The organism is Kluyvera intermedia, from assembly GCF_021440345.1.
Taxonomy (GTDB): domain Bacteria; phylum Pseudomonadota; class Gammaproteobacteria; order Enterobacterales; family Enterobacteriaceae; genus Kluyvera; species Kluyvera intermedia_A.
In genome coordinates this window covers 1-16,540 of sequence record NZ_JAKCNS010000091.1, presented here as the reverse complement: position 1 = coordinate 16,540, position 16,540 = coordinate 1, and the positions used below count along the sequence as shown (strand labels likewise).

General features: G+C 53.0%; 13 protein-coding genes and 2 pseudogenes. 9 read left to right on the top strand and 6 right to left on the bottom strand.

The genetic code is table 11. The features are described from left to right. Nucleotides 1–960: 960 nt before the first annotated feature. The 4 genes and pseudogenes from arsC to LZ634_RS19990 form a co-directional block, all read right to left on the bottom strand. On the bottom strand, nt 961–1,386 hold the full coding sequence (gene arsC / locus LZ634_RS20005) for a glutaredoxin-dependent arsenate reductase (RefSeq protein WP_234508344.1): 426 nt from the start codon (nt 1,384–1,386) through the stop codon (nt 961–963). Nucleotides 1,387–1,398: 12 nt separating this feature from the next. Continuing rightward, nucleotides 1,399–2,725 (bottom strand): annotated as a pseudogene (locus tag LZ634_RS20000) (arsenic transporter). A 204-nt stretch (nt 2,726–2,929) separates the two neighbouring features. After that, a complete protein-coding gene (gene arsR / locus LZ634_RS19995) occupies nt 2,930–3,283 on the bottom strand; it encodes an As(III)-sensing metalloregulatory transcriptional repressor ArsR (RefSeq protein WP_234508342.1) in 354 nt (117 codons plus the stop codon). 477 nt (nt 3,284–3,760) lie between these two features. Next, on the bottom strand, nt 3,761–4,264 hold the full coding sequence (locus tag LZ634_RS19990) for a hypothetical protein (RefSeq protein ID WP_234508340.1): 504 nt from the start codon (nt 4,262–4,264) through the stop codon (nt 3,761–3,763). 239 nt (nt 4,265–4,503) lie between these two features. Here LZ634_RS19990 and LZ634_RS19985 point away from each other — a divergent pair, with 239 nt between their 5' ends. The 9 genes from LZ634_RS19985 (at nt 4,504) to LZ634_RS19945 (ending at nt 15,360) form a co-directional block, all read left to right on the top strand. Further along, a complete protein-coding gene (locus tag LZ634_RS19985; RefSeq protein WP_234508338.1) occupies nt 4,504–5,427 on the top strand; it encodes an aminoimidazole riboside kinase in 924 nt (307 codons plus the stop codon). A gap of 166 nt (nt 5,428–5,593) precedes the next feature. Further along, nucleotides 5,594–7,111, top strand: a complete 1,518-nt coding sequence (locus tag LZ634_RS19980; RefSeq protein WP_234508336.1) for a carbohydrate porin — start codon at nt 5,594–5,596, stop codon at nt 7,109–7,111. Nucleotides 7,112–7,246: 135 nt separating this feature from the next. Beyond that, entirely contained in the window at nt 7,247–8,617 is a 1,371-nt protein-coding gene (locus LZ634_RS19975; protein WP_234508334.1) for a sucrose-specific PTS transporter subunit IIBC, read from the top strand. Continuing rightward, entirely contained in the window at nt 8,617–10,017 is a 1,401-nt protein-coding gene (locus LZ634_RS19970; RefSeq protein ID WP_234508332.1) for a sucrose-6-phosphate hydrolase, read from the top strand. The genes LZ634_RS19975 and LZ634_RS19970 overlap by 1 nt, the downstream gene beginning before the upstream one ends. A gap of 30 nt (nt 10,018–10,047) precedes the next feature. Beyond that, a complete protein-coding gene (locus LZ634_RS19965) occupies nt 10,048–11,052 on the top strand; it encodes a LacI family DNA-binding transcriptional regulator (protein WP_234508330.1) in 1,005 nt (334 codons plus the stop codon). Between the two features lie 254 nt (nt 11,053–11,306). Continuing rightward, nucleotides 11,307–12,305: an ABC transporter substrate-binding protein gene (locus LZ634_RS19960; RefSeq protein ID WP_234508328.1), complete on the top strand. Its 999-nt coding sequence runs from the start codon at nt 11,307–11,309 to the stop codon at nt 12,303–12,305. Further along, nucleotides 12,305–13,342 carry a FecCD family ABC transporter permease gene (locus tag LZ634_RS19955; protein WP_234508326.1) on the top strand — a complete coding sequence of 346 codons (1,038 nt, stop codon included), beginning with the start codon at nt 12,305–12,307 and terminating at the stop codon, nt 13,340–13,342. Before LZ634_RS19960 ends, LZ634_RS19955 begins: the two co-directional genes overlap by 1 nt. Beyond that, the gene (locus LZ634_RS19950; protein WP_234508324.1) at nt 13,342–14,103 is read left to right on the top strand and encodes an ABC transporter ATP-binding protein; all 762 of its coding nucleotides are present in this window, start codon (nt 13,342–13,344) and stop codon (nt 14,101–14,103) included. Before LZ634_RS19955 ends, LZ634_RS19950 begins: the two co-directional genes overlap by 1 nt. 15 nt (nt 14,104–14,118) lie before the next feature. Further along, a complete protein-coding gene (locus LZ634_RS19945; RefSeq protein ID WP_234508322.1) occupies nt 14,119–15,360 on the top strand; it encodes an MDR family MFS transporter in 1,242 nt (413 codons plus the stop codon). Nucleotides 15,361–15,392: 32 nt separating this feature from the next. Here the strand turns inward: LZ634_RS19945 and LZ634_RS19940 are convergent, their stop codons facing one another. Then, the gene (locus tag LZ634_RS19940; RefSeq protein ID WP_234508320.1) at nt 15,393–16,088 is read right to left on the bottom strand and encodes a GNAT family N-acetyltransferase; all 696 of its coding nucleotides are present in this window, start codon (nt 16,086–16,088) and stop codon (nt 15,393–15,395) included. Between the two features lie 109 nt (nt 16,089–16,197). Then, nucleotides 16,198–16,540: pseudogene (locus LZ634_RS19935) on the bottom strand (fimbrial assembly protein); the annotation flags it as partial.

Genomic DNA, 16,540 nt, shown 5'->3' with positions numbered 1-16,540 from the left:
TAAAAAGATTGTACGCTGACAAAATTATTTTAGGAATAGTCAAAAAAAAAAATTACTAAAACATACAAAATTTTCGTAACAAAGCAGTAAAACATAATGATGAACAATGAATGAAATAAATAAAAATGCATATATATCATTAATTTAACTAAAATCGTCATGAAGCAATGTTTTGACTTAAAGTTTTGTAGGCTTTTGCATGCCTGGATCAATTTTTGTCTTTTAGACATACAAAATGGTAATTTTCTGATGCGTAAAGTTTTGTCGATAGTCCCTCTAAACGCTGATATTGGTGATTTTTGGCATAAAACTCTAAAGATGAAGTGAGCACTCAGTAAAGGATAAGAAAACAATGCATTAGGAATGAAAGACGTTATTTCTCAGATAGAGATGAGAATAAAGCACGTGATACCATAACAATAATCATTGTACGTAATATATATTTCGTAGTTAGCATGAGGTGTTTTTCGTTAAGCCGAAAAAGATAGGGCATCAAAAATCAAACCGCACAGGGCCTGACGATATAGAGCATGAAAGGAAATTAAATAAGAAAGGTCAATGCTGACGCAACGATCAATAGGTCAGCCGTCGTCGCCGGATAGCCGCATTTAGGCTGCTGTCGCTGGAGCGTCAACATCATCCCCATTCTACGGTGATGGACATTTTGATACTGCCATTAAAATCGTGCCATTGCCTGCTTTAGGGCACTCACTCCACTCAGAAGACAAGTCTGGGCTCTTGAGGCTGTACAGGCCCACCATTTCCGGCAAACAACGTCCCCAAAGCCCCATAATGATAACAACTGCAAGAACTAAGGGCGCCTGTAAGCTCACCAAAATTATTGAGATTTTTAACCGTGAAAGTTTTTTGGGATCGGTGAATCATCTCGCCCTTCTTTCAGATATTTATGGACAGGTGTTCCTTACGTAGTAACAAAAAGGGGCATCAGCCCCCTTCTTTTTATTTCAATCGCTTACCTGCTGCATCAACGACTTGCTCACCATCTTCCTTAGCGAAAGCCGCTTTCTGCGTATCTGGCAGAATATCCAGAACCACCTCGGATGGACGGCACAGCTTGGTTCCCAGCGGCGCCACCACAATCGGACGGTTAATCAGAATCGGATGTTGCAGCATAAAATCGATGAGCTGGTGGTCAGTAAATTTATCTTCGGCAAGTTCCAGTTCTTCATACGGCTCAACGTTTTTACGCAGTAACGCCCGGACGGAAATACCCATATCAGCAATGAGTTTGACCAGTTCATCACGTGAAGGTGGGGTCTCGAGATAAAGAATAATCGTCGGTTCAGTACCGCTGTTGCGGATAATCTCCAGCGTATTACGCGAGGTGCCGCAGGCCGGGTTGTGATAAATGGTGATGTTGCTCATATCAGTATCTCATTACAAAGTGACAGAGAGACGTAGCGCCAGCGCGGCCAGCGTTACGAACAGCACCGGCAGAGTCATGACGATGCCAGTGCGGAAATAGTATCCCCAGGTGATGGTCATATTCTTTTGTGAAAGCACATGCAGCCAGAGCAGCGTTGCCAGACTACCAATAGGTGTAATTTTCGGCCCAAGATCGCAGCCAATCACGTTGGCATAAATCATCGCCTCTTTAATAACACCGGTTGCGGTGCTGCCATCAATAGAGAGCGCGCCAACCAGCACGGTAGGCATGTTGTTCATGATGGAAGAGAGGAACGCCGTCAGGAACCCAGTACCAAAGGTCGCGGCCCACAGGCCTTTATCGGCCAGCACGTTCAGTATGCCGGAGAGATATTCCGTTAGCCCGGCGTTACGCAGGCCGTAGACCACCAGATNNAGCGGCCCTCACTTTCAGGCCGTAGACCACCAGATACATCCCCAGCGAGAAAATGACTATCTGCCATGGTGCGCCGCGCAGCACTTTTCCGGTGTTAATGGCATGGCCCCGTTTAGCTACTGCAAACAGGATTACTGCGCCAACAGCCGCAATCGCGCTAACCGGAATACCCAGCGGCTCGAGGACGAAGAATCCAACCAGCAGAAGAATCAACACTACCCAGCCGGTTCTGAAGGTTGCCAGATCTTTAATCGCTTTTGCCGGTGCTTTCAGGAGAGCCAGGTCGTAAGTCGGCGGAATATCTTTGCGGAAGAACAGATGCAGCATCACCAGCGTGGCGATAATAGCGGCAATATCCACCGGCACCATTACCGACGCATACTCAGTGAACCCAAGCCCGAAAAAGTCGGCAGAAACGATGTTAACCAGGTTCGAGACGATAAGCGGCAGGCTGGCCGTATCGGCAATAAACCCGGCGGCCATGACAAATGCCAGCGTCGTGCCTTTGCTAAACCCTAATGCCAATAGCATGGCGATGACTATCGGCGTCAGAATAAGTGCCGCGCCATCGTTGGCAAACAGTGCCGCCACTGCGGCACCGAGCAGAACAATATAGGTAAACAGCAAACGCCCACGACCATTGCCCCAACGTGAAACGTGCAGCGCCGCCCATTCGAAGAAGCCGGATTCATCCAGAAGCAGGCTAATGATGATAACGGCAATAAACGTCGCGGTTGCATTCCAGACAATATTCCACACCACCGGGATATCGCCAACGTGTACAACACCAAAAATCAACGCTAATACCGCGCCCAGCGTCGCACTCCAGCCGATCCCTAATCCTTTCGGCTGCCAGATAACCAAAACGATGGTCAGGACAAAAATAGCGCCTGCCAGTAGCATAAATCCTCCAGTCAGAGCCGTTCTCGCGCCCTGTATACACAAAAATTAAACTGCTCACTTTCTGAGTTTGTCGATGCCTGGTTGTAACGTTCAACCGGCACTGCACGCCCTTTCAGCCATTGCACATCGCCGGGTCGCACACCGTTAACGTTTTCGCATTATGCATTTCATATTCGATAAAACATATATATTCAGGCAAATTTTTTAGATACAAACAGCCTTGCCGCTACCAGAGCAGTTAGCCAATGCCAGCTTACGAGCAATGGCCCGGACGTCATCCTGTTGGCTCAACCAGGCCTGCTCAATCACCTGAGCGGCCCAGGAAGGAATATGTGGGGATAAGCGGTAATGAACCCACTTCCCCTGCTTGCTGTCCAGCAATAGACCGCTTTCCCGAAGCATCGCCAGATGGCGGGAGATCTTGGGCTGAGACTCATCGAGTGCAGTGCATAAATCACACACACATAGCTCCCCCATCTCACGTAGTAAAAGAACAATACTGAGCCGGGTCTCATCCGAGAGGTTTTTAAAAAGTTGTAGGGAAGTTAACTGCATCATTCCTCCAGATAATCTCTGGACAGGATACTCTTCACAGTAAGATGTGCAACGATGAATACGAAAAAACATATGTGAAAATGAGATCGTATCCCCATAGATGCAATGATGACATTGGCTATGGACAGGTGTTAAATGTGGCCGTTGGCTGTATAGCCATGCCACTTTCGGAAACGACAAGGTCCCGGCTTTTCCAGATGAGATGAGCTTTTGTGTTAAGCGATTGCTTACCAGCCAAAGTAATTACGTCAAAAATCAGCAACTACAATGAATAAATTAAATGAAGCCCCACCATTTAACGCAAAATGTATATGATTTTTTGCTGACTCTCACCGTTTCCCGCAAACGACGGAATAAAAATCCACGCTCATACGTGGATTTTTAGATTTGTCATAATTCAGTTCTTACCGCCATTTATCTCTGTTTTGCTTACGTGGCATCCACCGATTTCCCAGATGCCCGGAGCAAATCGCCAACAGTCTATATCTGGATATCCTGTTGTAGAACCGCAATAAACTCCAGTTTGCGTGGCCTGATAAAACCGTATCCTCCCGGTGCTGAAAGCTGCCACAGTGGACGTCCATCAGCCTCACCCACTTTTGCCAGCGTATGGCCCATTTTTTCAAGTAGGAGGGTTAATTCTTCGTCACCAGGCATCAGCAAACCCGCAATCTTAGCATTCCCCATATAGAACCATTTCCCACTACGTTCTTTAAAATAGTGGAACGGACTGCTTTCCTGTTGCACCTTTTCCATGCGTTTTAAGTAGTTCCGGTACTCATTATCACCGGCAACAAACAGCAAATTATCCAGCGGGCCGTTAATCTCCCTACGCGCAAAAATAGCGCGTATTAGCGTCGAGGGATTACCGCGTGAAGGATTTAAAAAGCCTCCCTGTGTCAGCCCTTTTTCACCCGGTTTCATTGATTTATAGAGCGTTTGCGCGTCCTTGAATGTGTAGCTTTCACCAACCTTAAATGCCATTGTCCCTCTCCAGAAAATCACTAATCTAAACAATAAATAGCGACCAGAAAGAGGGAAACTTTATACCTGTAGACTCTGTTTTCTCAGAAGAGGCCATTGAGCCTCGGGATAACCACAAAAACCATGAATTACACGCGGTGGCTTTGATTTTTCGCATCACATCGTTTTACTGAGTTTATTGCTGTGCTTTAATATGCTAAACCGATTTAATTAAGTTTAGCAAACAGGGAAATATCAGCATGAATGCAAAAGTATGGGTTCTGGGGGATGCAGTCATTGACCTGCTGCCTGAAAGTGAGGGCCGCTTGCTACAGTGTCCCGGTGGCGCACCGGCTAACGTGGCGGTGGGTGTTGCTCGTCTTGGGGGCAATAGCGGGTTTATCGGGCGCGTCGGCGCCGATCCGTTTGGCCGCTTTATGCGCCATACCCTGCAACGAGAACAGGTGGACATCAGCCATATGCATCTCGATGCCCACCACCGCACCTCCACCGTAGTGGTCGACCTTGACGATCAGGGCGAACGGACGTTTACCTTTATGGTGCGCCCTAGTGCCGATCTTTTCTTAACCTCAGAAGATTTACCGGCGTTTGCGGCCCACCAGTGGCTGCACGTCTGCTCCATCGCGCTCAGCGCTGAACCCAGCCGTAGCGCCACCTTCGCGGCGATGGAGAAAATAAAACTTGCCGGAGGCCGAGTCAGTTTTGATCCCAATATCCGCCCCGACCTCTGGCAGGATCAGGAGCTACTAAAAGCGTGCCTCGACCGTGCGTTGCATCTTGCCAACGTCATAAAACTGTCTGAAGAGGAGCTTGTTTTTATCAGCGGTAGTGAAGATTTAGAAAGAGGCATCGCCTGCGTCGCCGAACGCTACCAGCCTGAATTACTGCTCGTCACTCAAGGGAAAGCGGGCGTACTTGCCGCCTTCCAGCAACAGTTTATCCACTTCAAAGCTAAACCCGTCGTTAGCGTAGATACCACGGGGGCGGGCGATGCCTTCGTTGCCGGCCTGCTCGCCAGCCTTGCCGCACAAGGAATGCCGACAGATATTGCCTCGTTAGAACCGACCATCGCGCTGGCGCAAACCTGCGGCGCATTAGCCACCACCGCCAAAGGCGCAATGACGGCTCTCCCCTACCAGCACGATCTTAATCGCCAGTTTTGATTCCGTCGGGCCGCTTCATGCGGCCCACTTTGTCGCCCGCATCACAATTATTAAACCGGTTTAGCAAATTATATTTCAAGATCGTAGTGCGCATGTTTAACATAGCCACTAAACCGGTTTAGCTAAAACACATTTCTTTCAATTTTACTTTTGGGATGCGACCAGCATGTATAAAAAAAGCACACTCGCGGTTCTTATCGCTTTGCTAACCGGCACCGCCTCAGCCCACGCACAAACCGATCTCAGCACCATTGAAGCCCGTTTAATCGCGATGGAGAAACGCCTACAAGATGCTGAAAATAGAGCACAAACGGCAGAAAACCGCGCGGAGTCGGCGGAGCAAAAAGTCCAGCAGCTCACCACCCAGCAGCAAAAAAATCAGGACAATACTCAGGAAGTCGCCCAGCGTACTGCCCGGTTAGAGAAGAAATCTGATGAGAAAAGTGGTTTTGAATTCCACGGCTACGCCCGCTCCGGTCTGTTGATGAACGATGCAGCTTCCAGTAGCAAAAGCGGCCCCTACGTGACGCCAGCCGGGGAAACCGGCGGTGCTATTGGCCGCTTGGGTAATGAAGCCGATACCTACGTCGAGCTAAACCTTGAACATAAACAGACGCTGGACAACGGCGCAACCACCCGCTTCAAAGCCATGCTGGCCGATGGCCAGAAAACCTATAACGACTGGTCCGCAGACTCAAGCGATCTCAATATCCGTCAGGCATTTGCCGAACTCGGCAGCTTACCGAGCTTCGAGGGGCCGTTTAAAGGCTCCACCCTGTGGGCGGGTAAACGCTTTGACCGTGATAACTTTGATATCCACTGGCTCGATTCCGACGTGCTGTTCCTCGCCGGGACCGGTGGCGGTATTTATGATGTGAAGTGGAACGACAGTATTCGCAGTAACTTCTCTCTTTACGGGCGTAACTTCGGCGATCTTGAAGACATTGATAACAATGTGCAGAACTACATTCTGAGCATGAACCATTTTATCGGCCCAGTGCAGGTGATGGTCAGCGGTCTGCGAGCAAAAGATAATGACGACCGTAAAGACGCCAATGGCGATCTTATCCAGACCGACGCCGCCAATAACGGCGTGCATGCGCTGGTTGGCCTGCATAACGACAGTTTCTACGGCCTGCGCGACGGCAGCAGCAAAACCGCCCTGCTCTACGGTCACGGTCTGGGTGCGGAAGTTAAAGGTATCGGTTCGGACGGCGCGCTGCTCTCAGATGCCAATACCTGGCGTTTTGCCAGCTACGGCACCACGCCGCTCAGCGAACGCTGGCATATTGCACCGGCTGTACTGGCGCAAAGCAGTAAAGACCGCTACGTCAAAGGCGATAGCTATGAATGGGTCACTTTCAACGTCCGCCTGATTCAGGAACTCACCCAGAATTTCGCACTGGCCTACGAAGGCAGCTACCAATATATGGACCTGCATCCAGAAGGTTATAAAGATCGCAACGCGGTGAACGGCAGTTTCTATAAACTCACGTTCGCCCCGACGTTTAAAGTCGGCGACATTGGCGATTTCTTCAACCGTCCCGAACTTCGCCTGTTCGCGACCTGGATGGACTGGAGCAAAAAGCTGGATAATTACGCCAGCAACGATGCCTTCGGCAGCAGCGGCTTCAACGCTGGCGGCGAGTGGAACTTCGGTATTCAGATGGAAACCTGGTTCTGATGGTGAACGCCTGATGCCAGTCATAACCGGGGTGGCGATGCGCGCTTCGTCGCCCCGGACACAATAACAACGCAGAAACTGCACCCGTAATCACGGAAACATATCTCGCACATCATGACGTATTCAGAGGGTATTATGGATTTTGAACAAATTTCCCGCTCGCTGCTTCCCCTGTTGGGAGGCAAGGAAAACATCGCCAGCGCCGCACACTGCGCCACACGTCTGCGTCTGGTCCTCGTAGATGATTCGCTCGCAGACCAGCAGGCTATTGGCAAAATTGAAGGGGTTAAGGGCTGTTTCCGTAACGCCGGACAGATGCAGATTATTTTCGGTACCGGAGTGGTGAATAAAGTCTACGCCGCCTTTATCCAGGTGGCAGGTATCGGCGAATCCAGCAAATCGGAAGCTGCCGATATTGCGGCCCAAAAGCTTAATCCTTTCCAGCGTATCGCTCGCCTGTTGTCGAATATTTTCGTGCCGATTATTCCGGCTATCGTCGCTTCGGGTCTGTTGATGGGCCTGCTGGGAATGGTTAAAACCTACGGCTGGGTCGATTCCAGCAATGCCATCTATATCATTCTGGATATGTGCAGCTCGGCGGCGTTTATTATTCTGCCGATTCTGATTGGCTTCACCGCCGCCCGCGAGTTTGGCGGCAACCCCTATCTCGGCGCTACGCTGGGCGGTATTCTGACCCATCCGGCGCTCACCAACGCCTGGGGCGTGGCCGCGGGTTTCCACAGCATGAACTTCTTCGGCCTTGAGATTGCCATGATTGGCTATCAGGGTACGGTGTTCCCGGTGCTGCTGGCGGTGTGGTTTATGAGCATCGTTGAGAAACAGCTGCGCCGCGTGATCCCCGATGCGCTCGATCTGATCCTGACGCCATTCCTGACGGTAATCATCTCCGGCTTTATCGCCCTGCTGATTATCGGCCCCGCCGGTCGTGCCCTCGGCGATGGCATTTCGTTTATCCTGAGTACCCTTATTACTCACGCGGGCTGGCTGGCCGGGCTGCTGTTTGGCGGCCTCTATTCCGTGATTGTCATCACCGGGATTCATCACAGCTTCCACGCCATCGAAGCCGGGTTGCTGGGTAATCCCTCTATTGGCGTCAACTTCCTGCTGCCGATTTGGGCCATGGCAAACGTCGCCCAGGGCGGTGCATGTCTGGCCGTCTGGTTTAAAACTAAGGATGCGAAAATTAAGGCCATTACCCTGCCGTCGGCATTTTCTGCCATGCTGGGAATAACCGAGGCGGCCATTTTTGGTATCAACTTACGTTTCGTGAAACCCTTTATCGCCGCACTTATCGGCGGTGCTGCAGGCGGTGCGTGGGTGGTATCCATGCACGTCTATATGACTGCGGTTGGCCTGACGGCAATCCCGGGTATGGCCATCGTGCAGGCTAGTTCGTTGCTAAACTACATTATCGGGATGGTCATCGCCTTTGGCGTCGCCTTTATCGTCTCCCTGGCGCTGAAATACAACACGGACGCTGAATAATGTCACTTCCATCACGCCTGCCTGCAATTTTGCAGGCCGTTATGCAAGGCCAGCCTCGCGCGCTGGCCGATAGCCACTACCCGCACTGGCATCACGCGCCTGTCACCGGGCTGATGAACGATCCTAACGGTTTTGTTGAATTTGCCGGGCGCTATCATCTGTTTTATCAGTGGAATCCTCTCGCCTGCGATCATAAGTTCAAATGCTGGGGACACTGGAGTTCCGCCGACCTGCTGCACTGGCAGCATGAGCCGCTAGCCCTGATGCCGGACGAAGAGTACGACCGCAACGGCTGCTACTCTGGCAGCGCGGTAGATAACAACGGCACGCTCACTCTGTGCTATACCGGCAACGTCAAATTTGACGATGGCGGGAGAACGGCCTGGCAGTGTCTGGCAACGCAAAATGCCGACGGTACCTTTACCAAGCTCGGCCCCGTATTGCCGCTACCCGCGGGCTACACCGGGCACGTACGCGACCCAAAAGTCTGGCAGCATAACGGTCGCTGGTACATGGTGCTGGGTGCGCAGGATCTGCAAAAAAACGGCAAGGTGCTGCTCTTTAGCTCCGCAGATCTCCAGCAATGGACAAGCGAGGGCGAAATCGCCGGTTATGGCATCAACGCCCTGCACGATGCCGGGTATATGTGGGAATGTCCGGACCTGTTTCCCCTTGATGACCAGCACATTTTAATCTGCTGCCCTCAGGGCATTCCTCACGAGGAACAGCGCTACCTCAACACCTACCCCGCGGTGTGGATGGCCGGTGAGTTTGATTACAGCCGCGCGACGTTCAATCATGGGCCACTGCATGAACTTGACGCGGGATTTGAGTTTTACGCCCCGCAAACCATGCAGACCCATGATGGTCGCCGTCTGCTGGTCGGCTGGATGGGCGTCCCGGATGGCGAAGAGATGCACCAGCCAACGCTCGCCCACGGCTGGATCCACCAGATGACCTGCCTGCGTGAGCTGGAATTTATCGACGGCAAGCTCTATCAACGCCCGTTGCGCGAGCTAACCGCACTGCGCGGCGAAGCGCAAGGCTGGCAGGAAACAGCCCTACCGCTTGCGCCAATGGAAATTTTCCTCGAGACAGCCAACGCCGAAGAATTTTCGATTGATTTCGGCGGTGCGTTAATGCTGAAGCACGATGCCAGCGGCATCCGTCTGGCGCGGCGCAGTTTGGTTGGGGATGAAACGCACTATCGCTACTGGCAGGGAGATGTACGTTCGCTGCGGATCTACATCGATAGCTCAAGCGTAGAAATATTCATCAATGACGGCGAAGGGGTGATGAGCAGCCGCTATTTCCCGACCTATCCAGGGCAACTGATTTTTAACGGCAGCAAACCGGGCGCATTCTGTTACTGGCCGCTGCGCCCATGCATGGTAGAATAAGCGTATTGATTTCAGGCTCATGGCGTAGTGATGAAAACCAAACGCGTTACCATTAAAGATATCGCCGAACTGGCGGGGGTTTCCAAAGCCACCGCCAGCCTGGTGCTGAACGGTCGTGGCAAGGAGCTGCGCGTGGCGCAGGAAACGCGCGATCGCGTGCAGGCGATAGCCCGCGAGCAGCACTACCAGCCAAGTATTCACGCCCGCTCGTTGCGCGATAACCGCAGTCATACCATCGGGTTGGTGGTGCCGGAGATAACCAACTACGGTTTTGCCGTCTTCTCCCATGAGCTTGAAATGCTGTGTCGCGAAGCGGGCGTACAGCTTCTTATCTCCTGTACCGATGAGAACCCCGGTCAGGAGAGCGTGGTGGTTAACAATATGATAGCCCGTCAGGTCGACGGGCTCATCGTCGCTTCCTGCATGCACAACGATGCCGACTACCTGAAACTCAGCGAGCAACTGCCGGTGGTGTTATTTGACCGCTGCCCCAATGAGAGCAACCTTCCGCTGGTGATGACCGACTCTATCACCCCAACGGCCGATCTGATTTCACGTATTGCGCCTTTGCACCGCGATGAATTCTGGTTTTTAGGCGGCCAGCCGCGCCTGTCGCCATCACGTGACCGTCTGGCCGGATTCACCCAGGGTTTGGCTCAGGCGGGCGTTGAACTCCGCCCGGAATGGGTGCTCAACGGCAACTACCATCCCAGCTCTGGCTACGAGATGTTCGCCGCCCTTTGCGCACGCCTTGGCCGTCCGCCAAAGGCGCTGTTTACCGCCGCGTGTGGGCTGTTGGAAGGGGTTCTGCGCTATATGAGCCAGCACAATTTGCTGGATTCAGGGATTCATCTGGCAAGTTTCGACGATCATTATCTCTACGATTCACTGTCGCTGCGCATAGACACCGTTGGGCAGGATAACCGCCAGCTGGCCTGGCACTGCTATGACTTGATTAGCCAGCTCATCGACGGCAATACGCCTCAGCCGCTACAGCGCTATCTGCCTGCGACTCTGCAAATCCGCCATCGCTAATAGACCGCAATTCAACGCCTCTGTGGCCCAGCATTCTGGGCCAGATCCGGGGCGTTAATTCACTCTTTATGACGACAATTAAAACGCGCCTACCCTCTCACATTTAGCGATTCTCGCTAACAAATCGGCAAAAATCGTCTCTCATTGACATCATAAATACGTCATTGTATAAAACCACGCCTCAGTAATGAGTTTCATTAGCATTAGAAAAATCCAGTCTCCTCAATAACTATTTTAATGAAGGCTAGCATTTAATGAAAAAGGTCATCTGCGCGTTAGGTATGGTGTTTGCGTCGGTCAGCTCTGCTCTGGCAACCACTTATCCTCTGACCATGGAAAACTGTGGATATAAAGAGACATTTAGCAAACCGCCTGAACGCGTCGTGGCGCTGGGGCAAAATACCGTTGAGATTTTGCTCCTGCTAGGACTGCAAAATCACGTGGTTGCCAGCGCATTTTGGCCAACCAAAGTTCTGCCGCAGCTGGCGGAGCAAAATGCCAGAATCAAATTACTGACGGTAGAAATTCCGACGCTTGAATCTATCCTTTCGCAAAACCCTGATTTTGTTCCTGCACAACTTCCTCTTTTACTCGGCCCGGAAAGTAAAGTCGCCAAACGTGAAGATCTGGCTACCGTCGGCGTAAACAGCTATTTATCACCGGGTATGTGCGCCACCAAAAAAGCCGCGGGCGATATGTACGGCAGCCGCCAAAAGCTGTGGGACATGACCTATCTGTATAAAGAGATCGCTGATTTCGCCACCATTTTTAATGTCCAGCCTCGTGGCGATGCGCTGATTGCCGATTTCAAAAAACGCGAGAACGACCTGCGCACGGAATTCAGCAAGAATAAAAAGGATCTCTCCTTTGTCTTTTGGTTCTCCAGCGCATCCCCCTCTTCAGATGCCTACGTAGGCGGTAAAAACAGCGCATCCGGCTTTATTGCCAACGTGCTGGGTGGACATAACGCCATCACCTCTGAGACCGAATGGCCGACGGTCGGCTGGGAAAGTATTATCGCTGCCAATCCCGACGTCATCGTCGTCTCCAGCCTCGACCGTAATCGCTGGGCGCTTGATAATGCCGAAGAAAAAATCAAATTCCTGAAAAGCGATCCTGCCGTTAGCCAACTGGACGCGGTTAAAAAAGGACACATCGTGGTCATGGACGGTCAGGCAATGAACCCGACCATCAGGACTATCTACGGTGCTGAACAGGTTGCCGAACAGCTTAGAAAATTAGGGCTGAACTGATGACGGCTGCCGCTCTTTCGTCGCGACAGGGGCTGTTCCTGACCATCTCATGTTTGCTGTCAATCATGTTGTTATTGCTGGTGATTGCCATTGGCGTTAGCGTGGGGGAATTATCCATCCCGCTGCAAAACGTCTTTTACGCCATCAGTAATCGCATGGGACTGACTGACGTCCCGCTCAACCGCATCTATGAAAGTGTGATTTGGGACTTCCGCCTGAGCCGCGCGCTGGTAGCGGCATGCTGTGGCGCCGGATTAGCCATTTGCGGCGCCGTTTTACAAAGCCTGCTGAAAAATGCGCTGGCCGAACCCTACGTACTCGGTGTATCGGCCGGGGCATCTACGGGGGCGGTATCCGTCGTAGTATTGGGGATAGGTACCGGGGCGGTGTCGTTGTCGGCAGGCGCATTTGCCGGGGCCTTTGCTGCCTTTGCCTTTGTTGCCTTTTTAACCAACGGCGCGAGGGGCGGTAACGAACGGACGATTCTGGCCGGGGTTGCGGCTTCGCAACTTTTCAACGCTATCACCGCTTACACCATCAGCACCTCCGCCAGCACGCAGCAGGCACGCGATGTCATGTTCTGGCTGCTGGGCAGCTTCAGCGGCGTGAGATGGCCTGAGTTTCAGCTGGTGCTGGTAGTGGTATTGGCAGGTCTTGCCGTATGCCTCTACTACTCGCGCGCGCTGGATGCCTTTACCTTTGGAGATGATGCCGCCGCCTCTTTAGGCATTGCCGTGCCGTGGGTACGACTCGCCCTCTTCACCACTACCGCACTCATTACCGCGACCATCGTCAGTATGGCGGGGTCGATTGGGTTTGTGGGGCTGGTAGTGCCTCACGTCATGCGCTTCTTCTTCGGCCCACTGCATCGCACGTTGCTTATCGCTAGCGCGCTGGCCGGTGCCATCCTGATGGTGCTGGCAGATATCGCTTCGCGGTTACTGATTGCACCACAAAGTCTTCCGGTCGGCGTGGTGACGGCGCTGGTCGGCGTTCCATTCTTTGCCATTATTATTTACCGCTCAAGGAATAAGTGATGAGTATCTGCGCTGAAAATATTACCTGGAAGGTCGGTAAAAAAGTCATCGTTAACGGCGTCTCGCTGAACGTTTCTCGCGGTGAAACGGTCGGGCTGCTTGGCCCCAACGGATGCGGTAAATCCTCACTTTTACGTATCCTCGCCGGCCTTCGTCGCCCGGATGCTGGCTGCGTGACGCTGGATGGACAGGACATTTCCCGGATAGCGAAAAAACAGCTCGCCCGGCGGGTGGCCTTCGTGGAACAACACGGCATGACCGATGCCAATATGCGCGTGCGTGACGTGGTCAAACTCGGCCGTATTCCGCACCATTCCGCTTTTTCTAACTGGAGCACCCACGATGACCTAACCGTCACGGCGGCGCTGCAAAGAGTGGATATGCTGGAAAAAAGCGATCAGGGCTGGCTCAGTTTGTCCGGTGGGGAGCGCCAGCGGGTACATATCGCCCGTGCGCTGGCGCAGACACCCACTGAGATTCTGCTTGATGAACCGACTAACCACCTGGATATTCATCACCAGATGCAATTAATGCAGTTGATCAGTGAGTTACCGGTGACTAGCATTGTGGCCATCCACGATCTTAACCATGCGGCGATGTTCTGTGATTCGCTGATTGTGATGCAAAACGGGCAAATTATCGCCACCGGAACGCCACAGGATATTCTCTCCGAGGAGCTTCTCTGGGAGGTATTTCGGGTGAAAACCAAAATTGAGATCTCCCGCTTCCATGGCAAAAAGCATATTCACTTTATCGTTTAGCGGCGGGTAATTTCCATGTTCCGCTTTTCTCTGCGCCCCGCAACCACACTCTGGCCACCCGTTTTACTGGGCAGCCAGTTTGTTTTTAATATTGGCTTCTACGCGGTTGTCCCGTTCCTGGCGATATTTTTACGCGACGATATGCTGCTCTCTGGCGGGCTGATTGGGCTCATTCTCGGGCTGCGCACTTTCTCACAGCAAGGGATGTTTATCGTCGGTGGTGCCCTTTCCGACCGGTATGGTGCCAGAGTCATTATCCTGTGCGGCTGCATCATTCGTGTCGTTGGCTATCTGCTGCTGGCATTCGGCCAATCGCTGTGGCCGATTATCCTCGGGGCGTGCCTCACGGGTATTGGCGGGGCGCTCTTCTCGCCGTCGATTGAAGCGCTACTGGCTAAAGCCGGGACGCAGAGCGAGGCGAATGGAAAACGCAGTCGTAGCGAGTGGTTTGCGCTCTTTGCCGTTTGCGGTGAGCTAGGTGCAGTGCTGGGCCCGGTGGCTGGCGCGCTGCTGACCCATCTTGGCTTTCGCCAGGTTGCGCTGGCCGGGGCTGGGGTCTTCGTCGTCGCATTAATGGTGCTGTATTTTTGCCTGCCAAATTCGCAGCACCATACACGGTCGATAAAAATTGTTCCCTGGTGGACGACGTTTCGCCAGCCGCGCTTTGTCGCCTTTATTATCGCCTACAGTTCGTGGCTTTTGAGCTACAACCAGCTGTATCTGGCGCTGCCGGTAGAGATCCAGCGTTCAGGCGGCAGTGAGAAAGATCTCGGCCCTCTGTTTATGCTGGCCTCAGTGTTGATTATCGCTTTTCAGCTTCCGCTGGCGCGTTTGGCACGGCGAGTGGGGGCGGTAAGGATTTTGCCGCTCGGTTTTTTGCTGCTTTCTGCAGCTTTTGCCAGCGTGGCTATGTTTGCCGCTTCGCCGCCACTGGCGGGATGGCTGAGGTTACTGCCTTCGGTGTGTCTGGTCACACTGTTGACGCTAGGCCAAATGCTGCTGGTGCCCTCGGCGAAAGATTTAATTCCCTCTTTTGCCGAGGAGTCAACGCTTGGCGCACACTACGGCGCGCTCGCCACCGCCGGAGGGGTTGCCGTGCTGGCGGGTAATCTGCTATTTGGCCCGTTGTTGGATAACGCGCTGACGCCCTCACCGCAGGCCGTTTATCCCTGGCTGCTGCTGGCGGCGTTTCCTCTGTGCAGCGCGATTGCCCTGACGCGCATTTGCCGCCCACCGCCAAAACGGCTCACTATTTAAGGCTGAGCCCTACGGGCGCTGCTGGCCGTCACTTAGCGAAACGCGGCCAGCGGCTGCCGCTGACGTCCCTGCTCATCAAAATTGCTCGCCGCTAACCAACGGCGGATTACGGCGTCGCGCTCCGGCCATTCATCGTTAATTATCGACAGAATATCGCTGTCGCGCGTGCGTCCTTTACGCACTATTTTATGCCGTAAGCGCCCTTCCCAGCTAAAGCCCAGGCGCTCGGCGGCGCGACGGGAGGCCTGGTTCATCGAATCGCATTTCCATTCCAGGCGGCGGTAGCCATTGGCAAAGCCGTTTTTCAGCAGCAGCCAGACGGCCTCGGTACCCAGCGGCGTATCCTTCATTTTCCGCGACCAGGTGACGTGGCCAATTTCTACCGTCCCCATTGATTGGTCGATAGCCATGTAGCTGACAATCCCTACGGCACGCTCGGTTTGCAGACAGATAACCGCGTAAGGCACCAGGGCGTCGTCCATCACCTTGCCGGTAAGCCAACGGACAGTGGCGTCGAGGCTCTCTGGCTTTGAGCTCGCAAGCCACGTCCAATCGCTGTCATCACCAGAGGCGTAAGCGTCGAATAAATCCCCCGCGTGACGGGCCGCATCCAGCGGTTCCAGCCGACAAAAATGGCCGTTGAGAGCCACTCGGCGGAGCACCTGCGCGCCTTGCCAATCCGGGACGCGATCGTTGACCTGTTGACCAAACTCATTGATTTCCGGCACCTGTCTTTCTCCTGTGAATACGCGCTTATGAGGGTATGAGGATTCAGTACGCGTAATAACAAAGCATAAAGGCGCTCATGTACGCAACAGTTTCAGGCTCGCAGGCAAATCACAAACGCTTACGGTATTCGCGGAAATGACCATCGTCAGTAATAACACGATAATCGACAGTGCTGCCCGCTAACGCGGGGGCTGCAATCGGCACGGCCAATTCGGCAAAGGGAGAGACCATCAGATTATTGATTGGCGGCTGTCCCGCCAGCGTCACCGTCAGGCTCATATGCCACGCCGTGGGGTTGGTTATCTTCACGGCATCACTCGTGGCGGTAAATTGCAGTGCTTCCTCATCTTGTATTTGTGGTGCCTGTAAATTCGCCGGGCGGATAAAGACTTTTAAACGTAGACGCAGCGGCAGCGTTAATTTGTCCTGTGGCTGCGCGGCGTCATTGCTC

Excerpts from the sequence above, each read along its gene's own strand:
- LZ634_RS19955 (WP_234508326.1), top strand. The coding sequence starts at position 12,305 with ATGACGGCTGCCGCTCTTTCGTCGCGACAGGGGCTGTTCCTGACCATC.
- LZ634_RS19980 (WP_234508336.1), top strand. The coding sequence starts at position 5,594 with ATGTATAAAAAAAGCACACTCGCGGTTCTTATCGCTTTGCTAACCGGC.
- LZ634_RS19990 (WP_234508340.1), bottom strand. The coding sequence starts at position 4,264 with ATGGCATTTAAGGTTGGTGAAAGCTACACATTCAAGGACGCGCAAACG.
- arsC (WP_234508344.1), bottom strand. The coding sequence starts at position 1,386 with ATGAGCAACATCACCATTTATCACAACCCGGCCTGCGGCACCTCGCGT.
- LZ634_RS19945 (WP_234508322.1), top strand. The coding sequence starts at position 14,119 with ATGTTCCGCTTTTCTCTGCGCCCCGCAACCACACTCTGGCCACCCGTT.
- LZ634_RS19975 (WP_234508334.1), top strand. The coding sequence starts at position 7,247 with ATGGATTTTGAACAAATTTCCCGCTCGCTGCTTCCCCTGTTGGGAGGC.
- arsR (WP_234508342.1), bottom strand. The coding sequence starts at position 3,283 with ATGATGCAGTTAACTTCCCTACAACTTTTTAAAAACCTCTCGGATGAG.
- LZ634_RS19960 (WP_234508328.1), top strand. The coding sequence starts at position 11,307 with ATGAAAAAGGTCATCTGCGCGTTAGGTATGGTGTTTGCGTCGGTCAGC.
- LZ634_RS19950 (WP_234508324.1), top strand. The coding sequence starts at position 13,342 with ATGAGTATCTGCGCTGAAAATATTACCTGGAAGGTCGGTAAAAAAGTC.
- LZ634_RS19970 (WP_234508332.1), top strand. The coding sequence starts at position 8,617 with ATGTCACTTCCATCACGCCTGCCTGCAATTTTGCAGGCCGTTATGCAA.
- LZ634_RS19965 (WP_234508330.1), top strand. The coding sequence starts at position 10,048 with ATGAAAACCAAACGCGTTACCATTAAAGATATCGCCGAACTGGCGGGG.
- LZ634_RS19985 (WP_234508338.1), top strand. The coding sequence starts at position 4,504 with ATGAATGCAAAAGTATGGGTTCTGGGGGATGCAGTCATTGACCTGCTG.